Here is a 22222-nt window from a genome sequence, read left to right as displayed (position 1 = left end):
TCAGCGGGTCTCACATCTTTCTCCATCCTCTTCCATGAATGCGGCCAGCTCGCGCCAACTGACCCTGTGGCCCCTCTGGGCATTGGCGGGAAACCAGACGACAGCCCCCTTGGAGATATGCAGGTCACCCAGCTTCGAGCGATCTTCACGAACAGTGAAGATCACGTCCGTCCTGTCAACTTTGACCTTCTGAGTCTTCATGTTAACGTTGAAAACCATATTTACTCCCTGCGGATGCGGAGCGGTTCAGGGACCGGGGCGGTTCGAGCATCGCCTGCCAGGCTGCCGCGCGCCGGGGCCGCCCTGCTCCTTTGGGCGGATCCGTGCGGTGCGCTCACGGCGTTCCATCTCTTTTTTTGCAGCATCATTAATGCTGCATATGAAAAATAGCCATAATTTTTTTTCTTGTCAATGCGCACGGACAATTCAAAAAATAACGATATAATATATTGAAATAATATTGTTTTTTAGAAAAAAATCGCTTTTGCGGATACCGTGAAGCCACCACCCCGGACCTGTCGACACAAATTTTACACATAATTTCAATAGATCATTTTTCCATGGCCCGGGGCATTTTGCCTCTGAAAACGGCAATACGCGGGGCGGCCGCCTCGCCTTGCCCTTCTCTCCGGCCACGGCAGGCTGTCCACCCTCCTCCGCTGTCCTGCCCGTTCCGCCTGTCCGCCGCCCTCCGCCCTTCTCCCTGTGACAGGATCAGGCAAGTTTTTGCCAAAAACGCACGTTTTTTGCCGCCGTTTTCCCGGCTATACGGAAAAGCAACAGTGAACTTTTGCAATGGAGGCAATCATGGACGCTGCAAAGGAACTTTCCCTGTCGGGTCGCCGTGGTTTTCTGGCCGGGGGGCTGGCCCTCGGCACGATGACGCTCCTTGCCCACGCCCTGCCCCGCGCGGCATGGGCCGCCGGAGAGGACGCACAGCCGAAGATCGGACGGCAGCCCGCTCCCATGCCGTCCCGCAGGCTGGGGACGCTGGAGGTCTCCGCCATCGGGCTGGGCTGTCTGCCTATGGTGGGCTATTACGGCGGCACATACGAAAAAAAGGACATGATCGCCCTGATCCGGCGGGCCTTCGACAGGGGCGTGACCTTTTTCGACACGGCGGAGGTCTACGGCCCCCATACCAGTGAGGAATGGGTCGGGGAGGCGCTCGCGCCGGTCCGGGACAAGGTCGTCATCGCCACCAAATTCGGTTTCGGCGTCGAGGAAGGAAAGCCGACCGCCCTGAACAGCAGGCCGGACCATATCCGCCGCGCGGTGGAAGGCTCGTTGCGGCGTCTGCGTACCGACCGCATCGACCTGCTCTATCAACATCGCGTCGATCCCGCCGTGCCTATGGAAGACGTCGCCGGGACGGTGAAGGACCTCATACAGGAAGGCAAGGTCCTGCACTTCGGCCTGTCCGAAGCCAGCGCCCGTTCCATCCGCAGGGCGCACGCCGTCCAGCCCGTGAGCGCCGTGCAGAGCGAGTATTCCCTCCTCTGGCGCGAACCGGAAACCAAGATCTTCTCAACCCTGCGGGAACTCGGCATCGGTCTTGTGCCTTACTGCCCGCTGGGCCGCGGCTTCCTGACCGGGGCCATCGACGAGAACAGCCGCTTCCCCAGCGGGCGGCTGTCCACGCTGCCGCAGTTCACGCCCGAAGCCCTGAAGCGGAATATGCCCCTGCCGCATCTGGTCCGCGAATGGGCCCAGCGTAAGGGCTGCACCATGGCCCAGTTCGCCCTGGCCTGGCTGCTGGCGCAAGCCCCCTGGATAGCCCCCATCCCCGGCACCACCAACCCGGCCCATCTTGACGAGCTGACCGGAGCCGTCGCCGTCAGTCTGTCGCCCGCGGAACTCAAGGAATTCGCGTCCGACCTTTCCCGCATCCATCTTGTGGGGCATCGTGCGGACGCCTTCACGGAAAGCCAGATCGACAAATGACTCTTGCCGGAAAGGAGCAGCATATGAACGAAGCCTTGCCAAACGAAGGCCGGCTGCGGCTGAATAACGGCGTCATGATGCCGTCCCTCGGTTTCGGCGTGTACCGCATCGCCCCGGAAATGACGACGGAAGCCGTTCTGGCGGCCCTGCGGGCCGGGTACCGCCTCATCGATACGGCGGCCGCCTACAATAATGAACGGGAGGTCGGCGAAGCCGTCCGACAGAGCGGCATACCCCGCGCCGACATCTTCGTGACCAGCAAGCTGTGGCCGACGGACTACGGTCAGGACGCCGCGGCGCGCGCACTGGGCAGGAGCCTCGGCAAGTTGGGCCTGGACTATGTGGACATGTTCCTCCTGCACTGGCCGCTCCCCTCCCGCTTTTCGCAGACCGTCGCCTCTTACCGGGTGCTGGAGCAGCACCTTGCGGCGGGACGCATCCGCGCCATCGGGGTCTGCAATCACGATGCGGCCAATCTGCAAGCCCTCATGGCCGAGACCTCGCTTGCCCCGGCCGTGAATCAGGTCGAACTCCATCCTTTCTTCCCGCAGAAAGAGCTGGCGCAGGCCCACGCGCGTCTGGGGATCGTGACGCAGGCCTGGTCTCCCCTCGGCGGGGTCAACATCTATGACGCCGCGCCGGGCAAGGCGCGCCATGTGCTCGACCACCCGGTCATCGTGTCCCTGGCCCGGCGGCTGGGCAGGACCCCGGCGCAGATCGTCCTGCGCTGGCATATCCAGCGGGGACATTCGGCCATCCCCAAATCCGTGCATCCGCAGCGCATGGCGGAAAATCTGGCGATATTCGACTTTGCCCTCTCCCCTGCCGATATGGCCGCCATCGACGGGCTGGATACCGGCAGGCGCGGCGGCGACGATCCGCAGACGGTGACGGAGCGGACCTATCCCGTGGTCATCGCCCCGTAGGGCCTGTCAACGCTATATGCTGCGTGTTTTGGGGGGAAGGGGAACCCCGTAGCGCGGGAGGGCCCAGTCTTTTCGTAGCGAAACGAGAAAAGGCCTTCCCGTCATTCTTCCCCCCAGGCCCCCATCGCTTCCCCAGCGCGCTTTTATCGTGGGAAGCGTCGGGGACACGAGGCAGCCTCTCCCCAAAGGCAAGAGGAGCGTGTACGGCTCGTTTATTTATTGAAATTATGTGCAAAGTTATATTGCCTGGCTGTGGCGAGGCTGGCCGTCTGAGAAGATCAGGCAAGTTTTTGCGAAGATCGTTCCTTCCGCCGCCTGCGGGACTGGCCTACTCTCCATTACAGCAAACAGGATACCCCGGACAGCGCAGTGCCGCCCGGCACGCCACACAGGAGGACAGCATGAAGGTTTTCGGCATCTCACCGGCCCGGCATCTTTTTTCCATTCTCTGCGGGATGACCCTCCTGCTGGGCAACCTGCCGCCGGCATGGGCGGCGACAACACACGACAAGGGAGCAAAGAACATGGACAGGATCAGCACGGCGGCCCAAAACCGGCAGGCCCTCATGGGCGAGGCCGGCTCGTCTCTGGCAAAGACGGACCCCGAACTCGCCGCCATGCGTGACCGCCTCGTGTACGGCGAGATCGTGGACGGCGGCACGCTCGACAAGCGCCAGAAGAGCCTTGTGGCGCTGGTGACCCTTGCCGCCATCCAGACGCTGGATGAGGTGAAGGAACATACGGAAGCGGCCCTGCGCTGCGGCGTCAGCCCCGTGGAGATCCGCGAGGCGCTGTATCAGTGTGCGCCGTATATCGGCTTTCCCCGCACGGAAAGCGCCCTGCGCCTGGTCAATGAGGTCTTTGCCGCCCACGGCATCGCCCTGCCGCTGGAAAATCAGGGCACGGTGACGGAAGACAGCCGCTTTGCGGACGGTCTGGCGGTACAGAAGGGCATTTTCGGCGAGGCCATCGACAAGATGCACGCCGCGACCCCGCAGGGCCAGAAGGACATCATGGTCAACTTCCTTTCCGCCTTCTGCTTTGGCGACGTGTATACCCGCAAGGGGCTCGATCTGAAGATGCGCGAACTGCTGACCTTTACCGTCATCAGCGCGCTGGGCGGCTGCGAGGCGCAGGTCAAGGCCCATGTGCAGGGCAACGCCAATGTGGGCAACAGCAAGCAGAACCTCATCGACGCGCTGGCCATGATGTTGCCGTATATCGGCTTCCCGCGGACGCTGAACGCCCTTGCCTGCGTCAATGCCGTCCTGCAGGACTCCTGATGCGACAGCCCGTTCAAGCGAACAGAAACACATACCCCAAGCCCAGCTTTCAGGGAGGAGACATGGACATTCACGGCAAGGTCGTGCTGGTGGCCGGAGCCAGCAGCGGCATAGGCGAGGCGACGGCGATCATGTTTGCCCGCAGGGGCGCGTCCGTCATGCTGGCCGGCAGACGGGAGGAGCTGCTGCGCGCCATCGTGGAGAAACTGCGCGGCGAGGGACATGCCGCCGCCTGCGTGACCTGCGACGTCACGGACGAGGAGCAGGTGAAACGGATGATCGAGGCGACATGCCGGACCTTCGGACGGCTGGATTATGCCTACAATAACGCCGGCATCATGAGCGACGACGTGGAAACGGCGGAAGTCAGCTCCGACGAGTTCGACAGGGTCATCAACGTCAACCTCCGCAGCATGTTCCTCTGCATGAAATATGAACTGCGGCAGATGCTCGCGCAGGGCGGGGACGGCTATTCCATCGTCAACTGCTCTTCCATCGGCGGCCTGATCGGCATGCCCGGGCGTGTCGCCTACCACGCCTCCAAGCATGCCGTGCTCGGCATGACCAAGTGCGCGGCGCTGGAATACGCCGCGCGCGGCATCCGCATCAATGCCGTCTGCCCCGCCACCATCATGACGCCTATGGTGGAACACATGATGCGGACAGGGGCCATCACCGACGTCATCGAGCCCATGCGGCGCGTGGGGACTCCGGATGAAGTGGCCGCCTGCGTCGTCTGGCTGTCGTGTCAGGAAGCGGGCTTCGTCACCGGTCAGGGCATCGCGGTGGACGGCGGCTATACGGCGCAGTAAGCCGTGCGGGCGGCGGCTGGAACAGGCCCCGCCCACACGCTAACCATGCCGCAGGCGGCCCGCATCGTTTAGTACATACACGCCGTGGGGAGGCTGGATCATGAGGAAAAAGGCGCTTTCCCTGCTTATGGGAGTTTGTTTCATGCTGACAGGATCACCTATCATCCATGCGGCGGAGGCCACATCCGTCCGCATCGCCCGGCTGGACATCAAGCCGGAATGCCTGGAATCCTTCCTGATCGCCGTCAGAGAGGAAATGGCCGCATCGCTGCGCGTCGAGCCGGGCGTCATCGCCCTGTATGCCGTTGCCGACAAACAGGACCCGACGAAGCTGACGTTCTTTGAGATGTATGTCGATGATGCCGCCTATGAGCGGCATCGCAACACGCCGCATTTCCAGAAGTATTTCCAGACCACAAAGGACATGATCGCCCGGCGCGTCCTGCTGGAGGCTGTTCCCGTGGAGCTGCGAGACAAGCATACCTCCGGTGAAACTCCCCCGCAACAGTAGGCCATGCCGCCCAAGAGCGCAGAACGCGACATCATGGAGAAAGCGTATGCAACAGGAAAGACACAGTCTCTCCCGGCGGGAATTCATCATGGCCACCGGCTTTGCCGCGGGATGCGCCCTGCTGACGGAAGCGGCGAGGGCGAACGGGGGCACGGCTGCCGGCGACGACAACCTGCTTGCCGGGGTGAGCGACATCCACATCCATGCCGCGCCGGACTCCCGCCCGCGCGCCATCAACGAACTGGCCTTTGCTCGTGCTGCCAAACAGGCCGGGTACCGCGCCATCATGTACAAGTCCAATGACTGGAGCTGTCATGACCGGGCCTTCCTCGTGCGAGAGGCGCTCCCCGGTATCGAGGTCTTCGGCAGCATCATCATGAACCGTCTGCTGGGCGAAAAGGTGAACGTCCATGCGGCCCGGCAGGCGCTCAAAACCACCGGCAATCTCTGCCGCTGCATCTGGATGCCGACGCAGGACGCCGCCTATCAGTGCGCGCATGAACGGCGCGGGCCCGGCATCCCGGTGCTGGACGCCGCGCGCCGGGTGCTCCCGGAGGTGGTGCGGGTCATGGAGATCTGTGCCGAGGCGGACATCATCTTTGCCACCGGCCACAGTTCGCCGGAAGAAAGCTGCCTCCTGGCCCGCACGGCGCGGGAGGTCGGCGTGCGCAAGTTCGTGGCGACCCACGTCAATTCCCTTATCTGGACCATGACTCCGGCGCAGATAGACCGCATCGTCGAACTGGGCGGCTATGTGGAACTGTGCTGCCTGCCCTGCTTCTGGGGGCCGGAAACGCCGCTGCCCTTCCCGCCCATGTCCCCGGCAAAGCTTGTGGAATTCGCCCGCATCGCGCCGGAGCGCACCTTCCTTTCCACGGACATGGGACAGGCGGGTCTGCCCGACCCGCTGACCGGCATGCGGGATGCCATCGGCTTTCTGCTGGCGGGCGGCCTGCCACGAGCCCAGGTGGAACATATGGTCAAGGTCCTTCCCGCACGACTCGTGGGACTGCAATAGAGCGTTTTGCCTTTGAAAAAAGGCAAAACACGAGGCGGTACAGTGCCGCCCGGCCAAAAGTAAGCGGAAAAACCGCGTTTTTTTCCGCGAAACGCCAGGCCGTAGCTTTGAAACACAGAGCGTTTCAAACGCAAAATGCGCTCATACGGAGGCGACACATGGATCGACGCACATTCCTCAAGGGGACGGCGACTCTGGCGGCAGGCGGGGGCGTGATCGGCGCGTCAGCCCCGCTCTCGGCTGTTTGGGCGGCGGCCCAGCAACCGGCGGATATCCGCAATCATCAGCCCGGCATGCGCTACCGTCCGCACGGACTGACCGGCGTCAGCGTCTCGGCACTGGGCTTCGGCATGCTGCGCCTGCCCATGCTTGCCGACGGCAAGACCGTGGACGAAGCGCAGGTCATCCGCATGGTGCGCCATGCCGTCGATCAGGGCCTGAACTATGTGGATACCGGCTACGTCTATCTTGACGGGCAGAGCGAGACCGTCACCGGCAAGGCGCTGGCCGGAGGCTATCGGGACAGGGTCTATCTTACTTCCAAGTCGCCCTGGTGGATCATGGAACGCCCGGAAGACTTTGAACGTTTTTTCGATGAATCGCGCCGCCGCCTGCAAACGGACGTCATCGACTTTTATCACATCCATATGATCATGCACCGGGGATGGAAAGAAAAGGTCGTCCCGTTCCGGCTCATCGAGAAGATGGAACGTCTCAAGGCGCAGGGCAAGATACGCTTTTCCGGCTTTTCCTTCCACGACAACGTCACCCTGTTCAAAAAGATCGTGGACGCCAATGCGGACTGGGATTTCTGCCTCATCCAGCAGAACTATCTGGACACGGAACACGAGGCGGGGCTCGTCAGCCTCAAGTACGCCGCCGCGCACGGCATGGGCGTTTCCATCATGGAGCCTCTGCGTAACGGCTTCCTCGTCACGCCGCCGCCGGAAGTCCAGCAAATCTTCGACGCGGCGGAGCGCAAGCGTTCCCCGGTGGAATGGGCGCTGGATTATCTGTGGAACATGCCTGAAGTGAGCGTGGTGCTCAGCGGCATGGGCAGCATGCAGAACGTGATGGATAATCTGGCCTATGCGTCCCGTTCCGCGCCGGGCATGCTGAGCGCGGAAGAGGTGGCCGTCATCGGACGCGCCGCGCGGCGGTACCGTTCCTTTGACGGAGCCATCCCCTGCACCGGCTGCTACAACTGTATCCCCTGTCCCCGCAATGTGGCCATAGGCTACCTGTTCAACATGGTCTTCAACCAGTACAAGGCCGATGGCGACATGGCCCGCGCCCATCGCCTGATACGCTATTCCATGTCGCCCATCCAGCGCGGCGATGGGCCGCAGGCCTGCGACCAGTGCGGGCAGTGCCTGCCCAAGTGCCCGCAGGGGATCGACATCCCCGCGGAGCTGAAGCGTGTGCGGCGCGAGCTGCGCCTCTGAACCTGAGAGTATTTTCCGTTTGAAACGCTTGGCCTTTCAAACCATACGGCCTGGCGTTTCGCGGAAAAAACGCGGTTTTTCCGCTCACTTTTGGCCGGGCTGCGCTGTGCCGCTGCCTCGTGTTTCACCTTTTTTCAAAGGTGAAACGCTCTGAGGACAGACCGGCCCTCATCCCCAACCACAACCCCGGAAAACGCCATGAACACCCTGAAGCACATCCTTCCTACCGCCCTGCTCCTTCTCAGCCTTGCCGCCGTGGCCACGGCGGGCACGCCGAACGAACGGCTCTCCGCCTCGCCCGCCGCAGCGCATCAGGACGGCGAGAGTCTGCGCGTGCGTCTGAGCTTCGACGGCGGGGAGGCCATCGTCCAGCTGGACGATCATCCCGCCAGCCGGGATTTTTACGCCATGCTGCCCCTGCGGCTGACGCTGGAGGACTACAACAAGACGGAAAAGATAGGCTATCTGCCGAAAAAGCTGCAAACGAAAGGCTCCCCGTCCAGTTGCGACCCGGCGGCCGGCACGTTCGCCTATTATGCCCCGTGGGGCAATCTGGCCATTTTTTACCGGGACTTCCGGCACTCCGAAGGGCTTGTGCCGCTGGGTCGGATAATCAGCGGGATGCAGCACCTTGCGGGCATCCCTGACGATGTCCCCGTCCAGATGGAGCCGATCCCCCGGCAGGGAGAAGGCCAGTAAAGGCCGCAAACGTAGCAAAAGGCGAACCTGTCCGCAGGTCCGCCTTTTTTCTGAGCGCATGTTGGCGGGAGAAGCCTCTCCAGGACGCACTTTCACAATTTTACAAATTATTTTAACATGTTGTCTTTAAGAAAGACAGCACGCAAGGCGGCACAGCGCCGCCCGGCCCAAACCAGGGGGAAAAAGCACGTTTTTCCGCGAAGCGACAGGCCGTATGGCTGTAAACGCCAAGCGTATCAGAGAGAAAATGCTCTCATGGATAAGATGCCACCCCGCTTGCCTTTGGGGCGGGGCGCCGCATATCTCCGACGCTTCTCTCGGTAAAAGCGCGCTGGGGAAGGGATGGGGTTCCCCTTCCCCCCAAACAGGCAGCGAATAGCGTCAATACCCCCTACGCCGGACAGCGCCGTCTGCTGATGTCCCGGTGCGGCGGCTCGCCAAACATGCGCTTGTATTCGCGGGTGAACTGGGTCACGCTTTCGTAACCCACCGAGAGGGCCGCGCTGGCCGCGCGTTCGTTTTCCACCAGCATCAGGCGCTGCGCCTCGTAAAGGCGGAGCTGCTTGTGATATTGCAGGGGGCTCAGGCCGGTGATGCTCTTGAAATGCCGGTGCAGGCTTGAGACGGACATGCAGACCTGCCGTGCCAGCGCGTCCATGCGCAGGGGCCTCGTCATGTTCCGCCGCATGAGGGCGATGGCCTGCAGGATCTGGCCGTTCTGCGCGCCATGCGCGTACAGTCCCCGCAAAATGCCGCCCTGCGGCCCGGCCAGCAGCAGGTAGTGCAGCTCGCGCAGGATGAGCGGGGCCCGCACGGCGATCTGCCGGGGCTTGTCCAGCAGTTCGGCGAGCCGCAGCACGCTTTCCATGAGATCCGGGTCGGCATCGGCCACGGCCACCCCGCTGTCGTCCACGCCCGCCGCGCGCTCTTCCGGCGTCATCGCCATGATGAGCTCCCCGAGCATCTGCCTGTCCAGATAAAAGAAGAGGGAAAGGAAGGGCCGTTCCGGCGTGGGGTCCACGGCATGGGAGAGGCTCGGCATGTCCACCGCGGCAAGCAGACACTGATTGGCGTGGATCGTGTATTCCCGCGACCCGAGCACGGCTTTCTTGCCGCCCTGCACGATCAGCGAGGCCAGCGGCCGCGTGAAGCAGCTTTCCGAACAGTTGACGGCTTCCCGCCGGACGAGGAACACCCCGTCAACAGGCCCGGGCAGCACCGCGGGACGCGGCACATGCCGTAGCAGGATCTCTTTCAGCCGTTCGTTGAGCTCGTTGATGAGCGCCTGTCCGTCATCAGTCATGGCATGCCTCCCGTCGTCCAGCGTATGCCTTTCCGCGCCGCGCCGCAACGTCGGGGGAGGCGGCCCGCTTTGCCTTTTTGCCGGAAACGATATAGACTGACAGCATCGGTTTTTGCGCGGTCATGCCGCACGGCGGGCGGGAAGCTGCGCCGCGCGTTCGCGCCTGCCCGGCAGAGCTTTTTTCCGAGGGAGAGGATATGGCATCCAATTTCGCCTTTTTGCGGGCACGCTTTCCCGAGCTGGCCGAGCTCGGCATGCTGGCCGAACGCTATCTGCATTCGGACCCGCAATCCTGCCTGATGAAGACGGGCCTGCTGTGTGAGGGCATGATCCGGGTCATGTGCGCGCAGGATCATATTCCCTTGCCCGAACGCTGCGACGCGGCGACGCGCATCGCTATTTTGCAGCAACGGGACGTGCTGCCCTCCGACGTGGCCGCGGCCTTTCATCTGCTGCGCAAGGAGCGCAACAGGGCGGCGCATGAGGGCGGCCCCTTTTCCCCGGAAAAGACGCGCGTCCTCCTGCAGATCGCGCACAGCCTGTGCGGCTGGTTCTCCCAGACCTACGGCGACGAGACCTCCCGGCCGGAAGCTTTTGTAGCGCCCGCCGCGACGGACGACGCCCGGCAGGAAGACGGCGGCAAAGCCGGGCAGGATGCGGAACTGGCGGAACAGGCCGTCGCCCATGCCGCGCGCAACGCCGCCGAGCCGGAAGACGTGCGCCGCCGACGTGCCGCCGCTGCCGCGGGCGCTCGCCGCATATCCGAGGCCGAAACGCGCTATCTCATCGACGAGCAGCTCAGAAAGGTGGGCTGGGAGGCCGATTCCGAGAGCCTGCGCTACGCGCTCGGCGCGCGGCCGCAGGCCGGGCGCAATCTGGCCATAGCCGAATGGCCCACGGATGCCGAGGCGGGCGGCAGGGGCTATGCCGATTACGCCCTCTTTGTGGGGACGCGCCTTGTGGGGATCATCGAGGCCAAAGCCCGCCACAAGGACATCCCCGCCGTGCTCGACCACCAGTGCAAGGACTACGCCCGCCATATCCGCGCGGAACACGCGGCCCATGTCATCGGGGAATGGCGGGGTTTCCGCGTTCCCTTCCTCTTTGCCGCCAACGGCAGGCCCTATATCCGGCAGTATGCGGAAACGTCCGGCATCTGGTTTCAGGACGTGCGGCAGGCCGCCGGCGTGCCGCGTGCCCTGCACGGCTGGATGAGCCCCGCCGGGCTGGAGGCGCTGCTCACGCGGGACGACGAGCGGGGCAACCAGCGTCTTGCCGCCCTGCCCGCCGATTTCCTGACCGACAAAGACGGCCTCAATCTGCGTGAATACCAGCTTCGCGCCATTGCGGCGGCCGAACGGGCCGTGATGGAGGGCGCGCAGGCGCTGCTGCTGGCCATGGCGACGGGCACGGGCAAGACCCGGACGGTGCTGGGCCTGATGTACCGCTTTTTGAAGAGCGGACGTTTCCGGCGCATCCTTTTTCTTGTGGACCGTACCGCGCTGGGCACGCAGGCGCTGGACGTCTTCAAGGACGTGAAGCTGGAGGAACTCCAGCCGCTGAGCGGCATCTATTCCGTATGCGGCCTGACGGACACGGGCATAGATACGGAGACCCGCGTGCATGTGGCCACCGTGCAGAGCATGGTCAGGCGCATCCTCTACGGCGAAGGCAGCGACAGCATGCCCTCGGTCAGCGACTACGACCTTGTCATCGTCGATGAGGCCCACCGGGGCTACATCCTCGACCGGGAAATGACCGACGGCGAGCAGCTCTACCGCGACCAGCGCGACTACCAGAGCAAATACCGCGAGGTCATCGACTATTTCCAGGCGGTCAAGATCGGCCTGACGGCCACGCCAGCGCTCCAGACCACGCAGATTTTCGGGCCGCCCGTGTTCACCTACTCGTACCGTGAGGCGGTCATCGACGGCTTTCTGGCGGATTACGACGCCCCGCACCAGCTGAGCACGCGCCTCAGCGAGCAGGGCATACACTACAAGCCCGGCGATACCGTGGCCCTCTTCGACCCCGCCACCGGCGAGATCACCAACGCCGCCCTTCTGGACGATGAACTCGACTTCGAGGTGGACGAGTTCAACCGCACCGTCATCAACGAGCATTTCAACCGGGAGATCCTGCAAGAGATCGCCAAGGGCATCGACCCGGAGGACGCCTCCTCCGGCAAGACGCTCATTTACGCCGTCAACGACCGTCACGCGGACATGATCGTCCGCATCCTCAAGGAGATCTATGCCGAGGAGCTGGTGGATACGGATGCCGTCATGAAGATCACCGGCAGCATCGGCAACCGCAAGAACATCGATGCGGCCATCCGCCGTTTCAGGAACGAGAGCTTTCCCAGCATCGCCGTCACGGTGGACCTGCTCACTACCGGCATCGACGTGCCGGAGATCACCCGCCTCGTCTTCCTGCGGCGGGTCAAGTCGCGCATCCTCTTCGAGCAGATGCTCGGCCGCGCCACCCGCCTGTGCCCGGCCATCGGCAAAACGCATTTCGAGGTCTACGACGCCGTAGGCCAGTTCAGCGCCCTTGAGCCGCTCACCAGCATGCGGCCGGTGGTCAGCAATCCCTCGGCGAGCCTTGATCTGCTGCTGGACGGGCTGGAGGTCATGGACGAGCCGGAACACATCCAGAGCCAGGTCAGCCAGATCCTCGGCCTGCTGCAACGCCGCAGGCGCCGCCTGCCGGAGGAGGCCCGGCAGCAGTTTGCCGACCTCTGCGGCGACACGCCGGAGTCCCTCATCCGGCGCGTGCGGACGGCGCAGCCCCTGGAGGCCAGAGACCTTCTGCTGGCCCGGCGGGATGCGCTGGCCCTTCTGCGGGCGTCGGACGGGACGGGCAGCCGCCCCATCGTCCTTTCCGATACGCCGGACGCGCTCACCAGCCATACGCAGGGCTACGGCAAGGATCATCTGCGCCCCGCCGACTATCTGGAATCCTTTGCCCGTTTCGTGCGGGAGCACCGCGACGAGATCGCGGCCATGAACCTCATCTGCACGCGCCCGGCCGACCTCACGCGCGAGAGCCTTAAGAGCCTGCGCCTGACCCTGGGGCGGGAGGGCTTCACCGTCCGGCAGCTCAATTCCGCCCTGTCCCGCATGAGCAATACGGACATTGCGGCGGACATCATCGGCCTTGTGCGCTGTTACGGCGTCAATGCGGAGCTGCTCGGCCACGAGGAGCGCGTCCGCCGCGCCGTGGCCCGGCTGAAGCAGGCCCACGAATTTTCCGCCGCCGAAAAAAAATGGATCGACCGCATGGAAAAATATCTGCTCAACGAGTCCGTGCTGTCCGTGCGCACCTTTGACGAGAGCGTCGTCTTTCGCGACAGGGGCGGCTTTGCGGCGCTGAACAAGCTGTTCCGCAATGAGCTGGAAAACCTTGTGAACGAGTTGAATGCCTATCTGTACGATGATGGAGGCCTTGCCGCATGACCACTCAGGAGATCGTCGCCAAACTCTGGACCCTCTGCAATGTTTTGCGGGATGACGGCATTACCTACCACCAGTACGTTACCGAGCTGACCTATCTCCTCTTCCTGAAAATGGCCAAGGAGACCGGCAGGGAAGACGACATCCCCGCCGCCTGCCGCTGGGATGCGCTGACCGCCTGCAGCGGCGTCGAGCTCAAGCATGTGTACAAGCGGGCGCTTGCCGAGCTGGGCGAGACCGGCACGGGCCGCGTGCGGGAGATCTATCAGGGCGCGGTGTCCAACATCGACGAGCCGAAGAATCTGGAAAAGATCATCACCAGCATCGATGCGCTGGACTGGTATTCCGCGCAGGAGGAAGGCCTCGGCAACCTTTATGAAGGCCTGCTGGAAAAGAACGCCAATGAAAAGAAGTCCGGCGCGGGCCAGTATTTCACCCCGCGCGTGCTCATCGACGTGATGGTGCGCCTTATGGAGCCGCGAGTCGGGGAGCGCTGCAATGACCCGGCCTGCGGCACCTTCGGTTTCATGATCGCCGCGGACAGATACCTCAAGGCGCGTACCGACGACTATTTCGATCTGGACGAGGAGCAGGCCGTTTTCCAGAAAACGCAGGCCTTCACCGGCTGCGAACTGGTGCACGACACCCACCGCCTTGCCCTCATGAATGCCATGCTGCACGGCCTGCAAGGGGAGATACGCCTTGCCGACACCCTGTCCACGGCGGGCAAGGACCTCAAGGACTACGACCTCGTGCTGACCAATCCGCCTTTCGGCACCAAGAAGGGCGGCGAGCGGGCCAGCCGGGACGACTTTTCCTTTCCCACCGGCAACAAGCAGCTGAATTTCCTGCAACATATCTACCGCAGCCTCAGGCGCGGCGGTCGGGCCGCCGTGGTGCTGCCGGACAATGTGCTCTTTGCCGACGGCGACGGCGCGCGCATCCGGGCGGACCTCATGGACAAATGCGACCTGCACACCATCCTGCGCCTGCCCACGGGCATCTTTTATGCCCAGGGCGTCAAGACCAATGTGCTGTTTTTTGCGCGCGGCCAGAGCGACAGGGGCAATACCGCCGAGGTCTGGTTTTATGACCTGCGCACCAATATGCCCTCGTTCGGCAAGACCAACCCGCTCCGGCCGGAGCACTTCGCCGCCTTTGAGGCGGCCTATGCCGCGCCGGACCGCCACGCCGTGCGGGATGAACGCTGGAGCGCCTTCAGCCGGGAGGCCATCGCGGCGCGGGGGGACAGTCTGGACCTCGGTCTGATCCGGGACGCCGCGCTGGTGGACGCCACCGAGCTGCCCGACCCCGTCGAGAGCGGCGAGGAATGCCTTGCCCTGCTCGACGAGGCGATGGACCTGATGCAGGGCGTAGTGCGTGAGCTGCAACGCCTGACCGGCAAGGAGGCGGAATGATGGCCCGCCCCCGCAAGAATGCCGCCGCGTCCCGCGCCTCTCTGCTGCCGGAAAGCGCCCCCCTGCCGGAGATCCCCGTGCAGGAACAGCCCTACCCTCTGCCCGAGGGCTGGAAATGGGTGCGGTTGGGAGATTGCAATCATTATGCGGGCGAAACCATCAATCCAGCACTTTTTCAAGAAGATATCTTTGAACTTTACAGCGTTCCCAGCTGTATCACCGGTTATCCGGAAATTCTTTCAGGTAAGGAAATCGGTTCTTCAAAGCAATCTGTCGAGCTAGGTGATGTCTTATTATGTAAAATAAATCCACGTATAAATCGTGTTTGGCGTGTTGTCGGATACACAGCTAATCGTCTTGCTGCGTCTTCGGAATGGATAGTTTTCCGAAACAAAGATATTTCATCAAAATATATAATGCTATGTATGCAATCAGCATACTTTAGAGAATACATGCTTTCCAATGTCTCAGGTGTTGGTGGCTCACTAATGCGAGCACAGCCCAAGCATGTACGGCGCTACCCCATCCCCCTCCCTCCGCGAGAGGAGCAAGAACGCATCGTCGGACATATCGAATCCCTCTTTGCCCGGCTGGACGAGGCCCGGCAAAAGGCGGAAGCAGTGCGGGACAGTGTGGCCCTCCGCAGGGCTGCCATCCTGCACAAGGCGTTCACGGGAGAACTGACGGCCAAATGGCGGGAGGAACAGGGGATAAGCAAGGAGAGTTGGGAAGAAAAAGACTTTGCCCACATTATTACGAACATTGAGGCTGGGAAAAATATACGGTGTGAGGAAAGGCCTCCACACGAAAATGAAGTAGGCATTATCAAGGTCAGTGCTGTAACGTGGGGTTTTTTTAATGAAATGGAGAGCAAAACGTGTCCAGACGCATCATTATATAATGAAAATATTCAGATAAAAAGAGGAGACTTTTTATTTAGCCGGGCAAATACTATCCAGCTGGTTGGAAATTGTGTCATCGTCGAAAACATTACAAAAAAATTGATGTTATCAGATAAAATTCTTAGATTTTCTATTGATAGATGCACACTAAAAAACTACCTTCTGTTTTTTTCTATGTCAGAACAATATAGAAGACAAATTGAAAATGCCGCATCAGGAAATCAGGATGGAATGAGGAATATTTCTCAAAAAAAATTATTAGGCCTAACCATTCCTCTCCCCACGCTTCCCGAACAGCGGGAAATCGTCCGCATCCTCGACGATCTCCTCGGCAGGGAGCAGCGCCTCAGGGAGGCCGCCGATGCCGTCGTGGCGCACATCGAGCGCATGAAAAAGGCCATCCTTGCCCGCGCCTTCCGGGGCGAGCTGGGCCGGGCGGACTGTCCGTCCCGTCCCTGAGCCGTCGCCCTTCCCCTACCTTCAGGAACGTCATGTCCGCTCAGTCTCGCGCCCCCCAGTCCTCCCCCAGCCGCGGCAAGGGCCGCCCTCGCGCCTTTGACCGGGCGCAGGCCCTGCACAGCGCGCTGGAAGTCTTCTGGCGGCGGGGCTACGCGCCCGCTTCCGTGGCGGAGCTGTGCGCGGCCATGCGCATCAATCCCCCCAGCCTGTATGCCACGTTCGGCAACAAGGCCGCCCTCTTCCTTGAGGCGCTCCGCCATTATGAGCATACCTACTGGGACGCCCCGTCCCGCCGCTTTCAGGAAGAGCCCGACGTGCATACGGCCGTGGCGCATTTCTTTCGGGACGCGGCCCGCATCCTGCTTTCCCCGCACACGCCCTGCGGCTGCATGGTGGTGCTGGCCGCCGTCAACATCGCTGACGACGAGACGGAGATCATCGCCGCCGTGCGCGAGCTGCGGCAGGCTACCGAGACGCTGTTTGCCGACCGCCTGCGCCGGGCCGTCCGGGAGGGGCAGCTCCCCCCGGATACGCCCGTCGGGCCGCTGGCCGGCGCGCTGAACACCCTGCTTGAGGGCCTCTCCCTGCAGGCACGGGACGGTCTGTCCCTGTCTGAACTTTCCGCCATTGCGGGCCTTGCCGTCCGCCTGCTCCCCCCGCCCCGCCCCGCTTCCGGCCGCTAACGCCCCTGATGACCATTCCCGCATGTTGCCGTTGACAAAGGCGACATGTGCGCGGCGGCATAGCTCCGTCAGGCCAAAACCAGGCGGGAAAACCGCGTTTTTTCCCCGAAACGCCAAGCCCTGTGGCCACGCCTTTCAAACTGAGCATGCGCTCACGCCCGCGCCGGGCACGCGTGCCCTGTATCCGCCCTTCTTTGGCCATTGACATTTTTTTAGTAGTCATTAAAAAAATGTCATACGCGGTACGGCAGGGATCCCCCCTCGCGCCGGCGACGTTCTCGCTCGCGGCCGCGCCGCCTTTGTCCGCGCATGAAGCGTTTGCCTGTGAAAAAGGCAAAAGGCGAGGCGGCACAGCGTCACCCGGCCCAACGTGAACGAAAAGCCGCGTTTTTTCCGCAAAACGACAGACCGCAGGTAAAAATGCTCTCAAGGAGAAAAGATCATGAGCAAGCACATCGTCATCCTGAACGGCAGTCCCCGACTCCACGGCAATACGGCTCTGCTCTGTGACGCCTTCGCAGAAGGCGCTGCCGAGGCCGGACACACGGTCACCCGCTTCGACCTGCAACGGATGGACATACGCGGCTGTCTCGGCTGCGTGAAGGGCGGCAAGGATGCCGCGCATCCCTGCGTGCAATGGGACGACATGGCGGCCATCTATCCGGCCTATACGGCGGCGGACGTGGTCGTGCTGGCCTCGCCCATGTACTACTGGGGCTTCTCCGGCCAGCTCAAGACCGCCTTTGACCGCCTGTTTGCCGTGGCCGAATGCCGGCCCGGCTATGCCAATCCGCGCAAGGATTGCGCGCTCCTCATGGCGGCGGAAGGCAACAGCCCGGAAAACTGGAAACCTGTGCTGGACTATTACCACGCCCTGCTCGGCTTCCTCCACTGGCGGGACCGCGGACAAGTGCTGGCCGGGGGCGTCTTTGAGGCGGGCGCGGTGGCCGGGCATCCCGCCCTGCGGGAAGCCCGCACGCTCGGCGCTTCCCTGTGAACGACACACGCCAGCCCACCGCGCCGTGGACGGTTCAAGCGTGTTGCCGTTGAAAAAGGCAACATGCAGAGCGACGACACGAGGCCGCCCGTCCAGAACCAAGCGGAAGAGCGCGTTCCGCGCGAAACGATAGACCGCCTGGCGTGAAGCGCCAAGCGTTGCATCCGGAAAGCGCTCTTGCTACGCCCGCCCCGCCGTTCCGACCGCTGATACGCGGCACGGACGCGGGGCGTCCTGCTTTATGGCGATCCCGCCGCCTGCCGCCCCGGGAGCGCCGTGCCCCCGCCTACCCCTGCCGCTCCGGCGATCCACGGCAGACGGCGGAGCGCCCTTCCTCCTTGTCCGCCGCCCGGCGGCCCCTTTCGTCTTGCCGTTGCGCGCACGGCAACGCGCCTGCCTCCGCCGGCCGCATGCGCGATGACGCGGAGGGAACATACGCCCTCCCGCTGCCGGGAACGCTTCGACGCAGCGGCAACGCAAAAAATATGCCCGCGCCCGCACAAATCCCTTGACGGAAATATTTTCGTGGATTACGCAAATTAGTCGTATGAGTTCGTATTTTTTGCATATAGCCTGCGCATACGTTCTTCTTGCCCAGGGAAAATACCTATGCCAGTCCTTGTGAAAACGCTGCGTTACCACTGATCGTTCCCCAGCATGAAGGGAAGGGGGCGTCGCCTGCCCTGCCGCGGCGGCAGGGAGGGACGCCAGCCCTCCGCAGGAAGCCGTCATGTGTCACCCCGCTCAGCTTCCTTTCCCCACTGCCTACTGCCCCGCAGACGTTCTCATCGCTTTCGGGTCTGTCTCCCGCCTGCTGTCCCTTTTCGGAAGATCCTTTCCGTTGCCTGTCACGGCGTTTGTGCCGCTGCGGAAGTCTGCTCCCTTTTGTCGTCCATTCGAGAATGCATATGGAACATGATCATTTAGCGCACAACACGAAAAAGCTGAACATATATACCATATTTTGCGCGTCGTTCACGCTCTCTCTCTCTCTCTCCTTGTCGCGGCGGCATGGATCATTTATGCCGTTCAGCATGAAAAACGCGATCTGCAGCAGGCGTCACAGTTTTACAGTCACAACATTTCGCAAAAGATCTCTCTGCTTTTCCAGTCTCTGGCGCAAAACCTCAGCCCCATTTACACCATGCTTGTCCTGCAGGACGGCAAGACGGACAAATTCGAGCAGCTCGCGGAGGGTATCATCAAGGCGAATGCGGAGATCATAAACATCAATCTTGCGAAAGACGGCATCGTCAGCAATGTTTTTCCCTATGTGACCAACAGTCAGGCCCTCGGACACAATCTCCTGCGGGCGGAGGACAGGAAACAGGAAGCCATCCTTGCCAAGGAATCGAGGAAAATGACCCTTTCAGGCCCGTTCGACCTGCCGCAGGGCGGCACGGGACTCGCCTTCCGGCAGCCCATCTTCCTGCCGCGCAGCCCCGGGGAGCGGGAAAAGACCTTCTGGGGCTTTTGCATCGTCACCTATCGTTTTCCCCAGATCCTCACCACACGGGTCGATTTCGGCATCCTGGCCGCCGCCGGCTTTTCCTGGGCGCTCTGGCGCAAGGACCCCGCCAGCGGCGAGCGATCCGTCCTGCTGGCCTCCGGCACGCCGCTGGACGGCGCAGCTGTCCGGCAAAAAGCCATTACACTGCAAAACGTGACCTGGTACCTCGACATCAGCCCCGTGCACGGCTGGATCGATTCCCGGAAAGTCATGCTGTATGCCGCCACCGCGTTCTCCCTTTGCCTTCTCTTTTCCCTTGTGGTGACGCAGTTTGCCGTGCTTCTCAACAAGAACAGGGAAATATCCCGACAGGCAAGGACGGACTCCCTCACCAATCTCTACAATAAAAGCTCCTTCTGGGAGCTGCTCGAGCCAGCCATTGAACGGCATCTCAAGCATATCTATGCGAGCGGCGATCCGCGCCTTTTCCTGTGCGTATTCGACCTGAACGATTTCAAGAAGATAAACGACGACTACGGCCACATCATCGGGGACAAGGTGCTTGTCGAGTTCGCACGCAGACTTTCGGACGGCCTCTCGTCCCATGATTTCGCCTCGCGCTTTGGCGGAGACGAATTCGTCGCCGTCTTTTACTGCACGCCAAACAAGGAATGGCTCCTCCCGGAGAAGCTTGAGCACATCAAGCTGCGACTTGAGGAGGAATATGAAATAAACGGCAACAAGCTCCATATCTCCTTTGGCTTTGGGGCCATTTCCCCGCAAAGCGACATGCTCGCGGAAGAGCGGGGCCATCTGACCCTGGGTGAGTTCTTCGTGGAAAAGGTGGACAAGGCCATGTATTCCGATAAGAGGACCTTCCATACCCTCGGGCAGACCGACGCCCTTGCGCCCGCTGGCGGCGATTAGGCCCGGAGTCCGCAACCTGTCCCGAGCGGCGCTCTTTCCCGCCGTACCGCCCACGCTCTTGTTCTCCCTTGCGCGCCGGCGGTGGAGAGGTCGCCCCGCCGGCGTGTCCCCGTTTCCCGCCCTGCCCCGTCCGGCGGCCGCCGCACGCAAGCCCTTGCGCCACGCCGTCCGTACCAGCCCTCCCCCTTGAAAACGGTTGGCCGTTGAAAAGGCAAAGCGCCCTCTCCCGTTCCGCCACCACCGCCTGACATGCCTTCCGCTTCCCGACACTGGCCGCTTTGCCGGATCCGGCGGGCGCGTGCGAGGATCAGGCAAAAAGTTGCAAGTATCGTGAATGGCCTGCCCGCAGCCAAAGCGTATGCTCTCTTCATCACCACGGACAATTTCAGGAGGAAGATGTGATGAAGAAGACCGTACTCGCCAGCCTGCTTTCCCTTTCCGCCGCCGCCACCATGAGCATGAGCCAGCCCGCCGCGGCGGAGAACGCCAGAGAGCAGGTCATCATCCGCTGCGGCGAACAGGCCGCCGTCAAGGGCTCGCCCAAGTACTTCACCGGCAGCGTCCGCATCGACCCGCTCTATCCGGCCAATAATGAGATGCGTTCCAGCGGCGGCAGCGTGACCTTTGAGCCCGGGGCCCGCTCGCACTGGCATGTCCATCCGGTGGGACAGGCGCTCATCGTCATCTCCGGCGTGGGCAGGACGCAGGAATGGGGCAAGCCCATCCAGGAGGTCCGCGCCGGGGACGTCATCATTTGCCCCGTGGGCGTCAAGCACTGGCACGGAGCCGCTCCCGGGAGCGCCATGACGCACATTTCCATCTGCGAGGAGAAGGAGCCGGGGAAGGTCGTCGAGTGGCTGGAACCGGTGACGGATGAGCAGTACGCGGGCAACGTGGAGAGCAAGTAGCCGCCGAGGATCTCCCGCGACACGCGGCACAGGCGCGCAGGCCGCGCCTCGCCCACGTTTGTCGCCGCCTCACGCCGTCTCTGCCGCCGCTTTACCGCACAAGGAGGATATCATGTCCCAAAAATCGCCCCCCACCATGCTCGCCCACCTCATCACGCCACAGCGCAACGGCCGTTGCTCGCGGCGGGAGTTCCTGCGGAGCGCCGCCCTTGGCGCGGTCGCCGTTGCGACTGTTCCGCTGCTGCGGGGACATACGGCCCATGCGGCCACTACAGGAGGAAAAAATATGCTGATCGTCTATTTTTCCCATTCCGGCCATACCCGCCGGCTCGCGTCCTGCATCCAGCGGCTGACGGGCGGCGACCTGGCGGAGATCCGGCCCCTCGCCCCCTATCCGCAGGACTACGACGCCGTGGTGGAGATGGCCAAACAGGAGCAGCGGCGCAACGCCCGTCCGGCCATCGCGCCCATGCAGCCGGACCCGGCGGATTACGACACCCTGTTTCTCGGCTATCCCAACTGGTGGGGGACCTTTCCCATGCCGGTGTTCACCTTTCTGGAAAGCCATCCGGTGGGCGGCAGGACGCTCGTCCCCTTCTGCACGCATGAAGGCAGCCGCCTGGGCAAGAGCGAACAGGATCTTCGGCGTCTCTGCCCGCAGGCCCGCCTTTTGAAAGGATTTGAGGTGCGCGGCTCGCGCGTGGACGGCGCGGAGCCGTCCGTGAAAGCCTGGCTGTCGGAGCTGGGGCTCATCTGAGGCCCCGCTTTTCCGCCGCAGTCGCATGCCCCCGCGGCCCGGACGGACGCATGGCCGGCCGCCTTCTTCCCCCCTGCGTCCCCCCGTGCGGATACCTGCCGCCATCATGGACTTTCCGTGACGGCGGCAGTTTTTTTCGCAGACAGGCTGGCAACGAGGCGGCAACATAGCGCCACCCGGCCAAAAGTGAGCGGCAAAAGCGCGCTGGGGAAGGGATGGGGGGCTTGGGGGGAAGGGGAACCCCTCCAGCGCCGGCGGCGACCGAAAGGCGGCCCAAAGGGCCGTGTCCGTTAGGCGACAAAGGAGCCTTACGGACATCGACAGC

General features: G+C 62.6%; 18 protein-coding genes. 16 read left to right on the top strand and 2 right to left on the bottom strand.

The window, feature by feature from the left end; genetic code table 11:
- Positions 1-219, bottom strand: a complete 219-nt coding sequence (locus Q0K12_RS05040) for a hypothetical protein (RefSeq protein ID WP_297260678.1) — start codon at positions 217-219, stop codon at positions 1-3.
- A gap of 588 nt (positions 220-807) precedes the next feature.
- Here Q0K12_RS05040 and Q0K12_RS05035 point away from each other — a divergent pair.
- From Q0K12_RS05035 to Q0K12_RS05000, 8 genes are all read left to right on the top strand, one after another.
- Positions 808-1944 carry an aldo/keto reductase gene (locus Q0K12_RS05035; protein ID WP_297260677.1) on the top strand — a complete coding sequence of 379 codons (1137 nt, stop codon included), beginning with the start codon at positions 808-810 and terminating at the stop codon, positions 1942-1944.
- 23 nt (positions 1945-1967) lie between these two features.
- Complete coding sequence (locus Q0K12_RS05030) at positions 1968-2870, top strand: aldo/keto reductase (RefSeq protein ID WP_297260676.1); 903 nt, start codon at positions 1968-1970, stop codon at positions 2868-2870.
- Between the two features lie 401 nt (positions 2871-3271).
- On the top strand, positions 3272-4153 hold the full coding sequence (locus Q0K12_RS05025; RefSeq protein WP_297260675.1) for a carboxymuconolactone decarboxylase family protein: 882 nt from the start codon (positions 3272-3274) through the stop codon (positions 4151-4153).
- Positions 4154-4215: 62 nt separating this feature from the next.
- Positions 4216-4965, top strand: a complete 750-nt coding sequence (locus Q0K12_RS05020; protein WP_297260674.1) for a glucose 1-dehydrogenase — start codon at positions 4216-4218, stop codon at positions 4963-4965.
- A 142-nt stretch (positions 4966-5107) separates the two neighbouring features.
- Positions 5108-5476, top strand: coding sequence for a putative quinol monooxygenase (locus Q0K12_RS05015; RefSeq protein WP_297260673.1), 369 nt, complete (start codon positions 5108-5110; stop codon positions 5474-5476).
- A gap of 46 nt (positions 5477-5522) precedes the next feature.
- Positions 5523-6494: a DUF6282 family protein gene (locus Q0K12_RS05010; protein ID WP_297260672.1), complete on the top strand. Its 972-nt coding sequence runs from the start codon at positions 5523-5525 to the stop codon at positions 6492-6494.
- 158 nt (positions 6495-6652) lie between these two features.
- On the top strand, positions 6653-7939 hold the full coding sequence (locus Q0K12_RS05005) for an aldo/keto reductase (protein ID WP_297260671.1): 1287 nt from the start codon (positions 6653-6655) through the stop codon (positions 7937-7939).
- 198 nt (positions 7940-8137) lie between these two features.
- Positions 8138-8638, top strand: a complete 501-nt coding sequence (locus tag Q0K12_RS05000; RefSeq protein WP_297260670.1) for a cyclophilin-like fold protein — start codon at positions 8138-8140, stop codon at positions 8636-8638.
- Positions 8639-9029: 391 nt separating this feature from the next.
- On the opposite strand, the gene Q0K12_RS04995 is transcribed toward Q0K12_RS05000, so the two are convergent.
- A complete protein-coding gene (locus Q0K12_RS04995; RefSeq protein WP_297260669.1) occupies positions 9030-9941 on the bottom strand; it encodes an AraC family transcriptional regulator in 912 nt (303 codons plus the stop codon).
- Positions 9942-10138: 197 nt separating this feature from the next.
- Between Q0K12_RS04995 and hsdR the strand changes: the two genes are divergently transcribed.
- The 8 genes from hsdR (at position 10139) to Q0K12_RS04955 (ending at position 21897) form a co-directional block, all read left to right on the top strand.
- Positions 10139-13399 carry a type I restriction-modification system endonuclease gene (gene hsdR / locus Q0K12_RS04990; RefSeq protein ID WP_297260668.1) on the top strand — a complete coding sequence of 1087 codons (3261 nt, stop codon included), beginning with the start codon at positions 10139-10141 and terminating at the stop codon, positions 13397-13399.
- Positions 13396-14814, top strand: coding sequence for an N-6 DNA methylase (locus tag Q0K12_RS04985; RefSeq protein WP_297260667.1), 1419 nt, complete (start codon positions 13396-13398; stop codon positions 14812-14814). Before hsdR ends, Q0K12_RS04985 begins: the two co-directional genes overlap by 4 nt.
- Positions 14811-16175, top strand: a complete 1365-nt coding sequence (locus tag Q0K12_RS04980) for a restriction endonuclease subunit S (RefSeq protein WP_297260666.1) — start codon at positions 14811-14813, stop codon at positions 16173-16175. Before Q0K12_RS04985 ends, Q0K12_RS04980 begins: the two co-directional genes overlap by 4 nt.
- Positions 16176-16207: 32 nt before the next feature.
- Positions 16208-16858 carry a TetR/AcrR family transcriptional regulator gene (locus Q0K12_RS04975; RefSeq protein WP_297260665.1) on the top strand — a complete coding sequence of 217 codons (651 nt, stop codon included), beginning with the start codon at positions 16208-16210 and terminating at the stop codon, positions 16856-16858.
- Positions 16859-17300: 442 nt separating this feature from the next.
- Positions 17301-17855: an NAD(P)H-dependent oxidoreductase gene (locus Q0K12_RS04970; protein WP_297260664.1), complete on the top strand. Its 555-nt coding sequence runs from the start codon at positions 17301-17303 to the stop codon at positions 17853-17855.
- Positions 17856-18999: 1144 nt separating this feature from the next.
- Complete coding sequence (locus Q0K12_RS04965) at positions 19000-20232, top strand: sensor domain-containing diguanylate cyclase (RefSeq protein WP_297260663.1); 1233 nt, start codon at positions 19000-19002, stop codon at positions 20230-20232.
- Between the two features lie 401 nt (positions 20233-20633).
- Complete coding sequence (locus Q0K12_RS04960) at positions 20634-21140, top strand: cupin domain-containing protein (RefSeq protein ID WP_297260662.1); 507 nt, start codon at positions 20634-20636, stop codon at positions 21138-21140.
- Between the two features lie 112 nt (positions 21141-21252).
- On the top strand, positions 21253-21897 hold the full coding sequence (locus Q0K12_RS04955; RefSeq protein ID WP_297260661.1) for a flavodoxin: 645 nt from the start codon (positions 21253-21255) through the stop codon (positions 21895-21897).
- Positions 21898-22222 lie beyond the last annotated feature (325 nt).

The sequence above is a fragment of the uncultured Desulfovibrio sp. genome, from assembly GCF_944324525.1.
Lineage (GTDB): Bacteria > Desulfobacterota > Desulfovibrionia > Desulfovibrionales > Desulfovibrionaceae > Desulfovibrio.
The sequence above is the reverse complement of the archived record's forward strand: the minus strand, read 5'-3'. Positions and strand labels throughout refer to the sequence as shown.